At 64.4% G+C, this 1,550-nt stretch carries 2 protein-coding genes; one reads left to right on the top strand and one right to left on the bottom strand.

What is annotated here, in order from left to right; translation table 11 throughout:
- The first annotated feature begins 100 nt into the window (after positions 1–100).
- Complete coding sequence (locus ACWEKM_RS46535) at positions 101–604, top strand: hypothetical protein (protein WP_451627366.1); 504 nt, start codon at positions 101–103, stop codon at positions 602–604.
- 46 nt (positions 605–650) lie between these two features.
- On the opposite strand, the gene ACWEKM_RS46530 is transcribed toward ACWEKM_RS46535, so the two are convergent.
- Positions 651–1,220 (bottom strand): integrase core domain-containing protein, encoded by a 570-nt coding sequence (locus tag ACWEKM_RS46530; RefSeq protein ID WP_451627367.1) that lies wholly within the window; start codon positions 1,218–1,220, stop codon positions 651–653.
- Positions 1,221–1,550: the final 330 nt, after the last annotated feature.

The raw sequence follows: 1,550 nt of genomic DNA, 5'->3' as shown, positions 1-1,550 counted from the left end.
TGGCCGCACGGGCCTGCTTGATCTTCACACCTCAAGAACCCGCGCGGCCATCGTCATGTCACGCCATACCCAAGATCAATCGCGGGGCAGCCCGTAAGCTGTGGGCGTGGATTACAGCGAACTTGAGGCGGACATTCTCCGGTTGATCGTCGGGGCCACCGAGGGTGGCGTTCGTGCCTTCGGAGAGGAGACGGTCACTCGTCTGGTGCGGCCGGAGCTGCTCCGCGGTGCGGCCGTGGACGAACTCACCGAAGAGGCCCGGGCGGCGCTGACCACCGCCTGCGCAAGAGTTTTGACGATCAGCGCCGCCGAGCTGCACGACGAGCTTGCGACGATCTATGACGGCATCCTGGTCGATGACGATCTGGACCCCGGAGTCCTCACTGCCATCAGCGCGTTGGCGCATTGGCAGAGCTACTTGGAGCAGAACCGGCGTGGCGAGCTCTACGAACTCGCCATCCGTTCCATTGAGGACATCGACCACGAGGTCTCGGCCGACCTCGACGACATTCTCGCCACACCGGAGATGGCCGCTGAGTACGAGCGCATCCGTCAGTTGCTGGACCCCGGCGCGGGGCAGGAACACGGGACCCGCTGCATATAGTCCTGGAATCCAGCCAGTGTAAATCCCTTCGTTCTGTGGAGATCTTCTATGTGGCCGGCCCCAAGGCGGAGTTGGCTCGGTGGTCGTGTTCGTAGTCGATCGGGCTGTTGTACCCGCACACGCTGTGTAGGCGGTGGGTGTTATAGAAGCCAGTGATCCAGGTGGCGATCCTCAGCTGGGCCTCGGCCCGGGTAGCGAAGGTGTGCCGGTAGACGTACTCAACCTTGAGCACGCTGTTGAACGCCCTCGCTGACGGCGTTGATGCCCCTATGGATGTCAAGGGGCGTCCTGGTCTGGTCCTGTGCGGGCTGCCGCGGTGTGCGTGGGGACGATGCGCCGCTAGACCTCCCGCGCGACACCGTTTGAGGCAGCGGATGATTTGACGGCGTGTTTTGCCCTCTGCGAGGCGTCGCCGCATGGAGTTCTGGGAAAGGCCCCCCCAGCGCAGGCGGCTGACGACGATCCGGAAGAGGGCAGCGTTGGCCCGGCGGTCGCCGCCGCGGTTGAGCCGGCGCCGCTGGGTCTTGCCGGAGGACGCCTCAACCGGGCTGGTTTCTCCCAGGGCGGCGAAAGACGCCTCGCTGTAGAGACGTTCGGGGTTGTCACCAGCCGTAATGAGCAGGGCTGCTGCGCTGTCCGGGCCGACGCCATGGATGCCGAGCAGGCCAGGAGTGCTCGTCTCGCTGTGATCGCTTCGGCTATCCGCTTGTCAAGGTCCTTGGTCTCCTCGGTCAGGTTCTGGATGCAGCGGGCCCAGCAGCCTCAAGGTGTGCCGTGCGGCCCCTGACGGCCCGGCAATTTCCAACCCTGAGAAGCCATCCGCATTTCGAATGTGGTCTCTGGGTTTCCGTTGGTCGGGCATGAACTTCTGCTGGTGGCGGGAGAGTTCGGACGTTCGTCTGCTCGCTTCACGTTCGTGGAGGTGGCTGATGCCGTCGGTGCTCGG

The organism is Streptomyces sp. NPDC004752 (assembly GCF_053601275.1).
The sequence above is the reverse complement of the archived record's forward strand: the minus strand, read 5'-3'. Positions and strand labels throughout refer to the sequence as shown.